The 884-nt window shown below is 45.4% G+C and carries 1 protein-coding gene; it reads left to right on the top strand.

Annotation, left to right across the window (positions count from 1 at the left end; all coding sequences use genetic code 11):
* Positions 1-884 (top strand): exonuclease subunit SbcD (gene sbcD, locus A3756_RS24615; RefSeq protein ID WP_068554944.1); only part of this gene is annotated, 884 nt, incomplete at both ends.

The following is an 884-nucleotide window of genomic DNA, read 5'->3' as shown; positions in this document are numbered from 1 at the left end:
TTGCCGGCGATATATTTGATACCGGGGCTCCACCTAGCTATGCTCGCGAACTTTATCACAAGTTTGTGATTGACTTTAGTGAAGCGACAAACAAGGCTGTGCCTCTCGTTATTGTTGCCGGAAATCATGATTCTGTCGCCATGCTTGAAGAAACCTCTGACTTGCTTGCGCACTTCAACACGCATGTAATTTCTTCTGCAAACGAGAATACCTACGAGCAACAGCTATTGCCCCTGACAGGCGCTGCTGGTGAAATAAAGGGAATTATATGTGCCGTTCCATTTCTAAGAGCTAGAGACCTGGTTGGTAGTCATTCCGGTTCGACAGGGAAGGAAAAGCAACGAGATTTACAAGATGCGATAAAGCGGCACTATCAGGTGCTTTATCGTAAGGCCCTGGGTTTAAGAGATATTAATGATTCAAAGATCCCGATTATTATGACAGGGCACTTAACAGTCGTCGGCGCACGCACAAGTGAATCGGTCAGGGATATTTATATCGGTACCTTGGAGGCGTTTTCAGCAACATCCTTTCCCTCGGCAGATTACATTGCCCTGGGACATATCCATAAGCAGCAGCAAATTAAGGGCAATGGCAATATCTACTATAGTGGTTCGCCAATTCCGCTTAGCTTTGACGAGCTAAACCAGAAAAAGTCAGTGCAAGTGGTAGAGTTTGATGAGGCTGGTGTGACGGTGGATGCCATTGAAGTACCGGTTTTTCAGCAGCTGTACAAAATAAAAGGAAACCTCGAGGAGATTAGCGCTAAACTTTCAGAGTTGAAGGGCGGTCGTGATGGCAGTGCTTATTGTTCAGAAAGCAATGGTGACCTTAGTGAGACTATTTGGCTTGAGGTAGAAGTTGAAGAACAGGATTATCTTGAA

The sequence above is a fragment of the Oleiphilus sp. HI0086 genome (assembly GCF_001635225.1).
The sequence above is the reverse complement of the archived record's forward strand: the minus strand, read 5'-3'. Positions and strand labels throughout refer to the sequence as shown.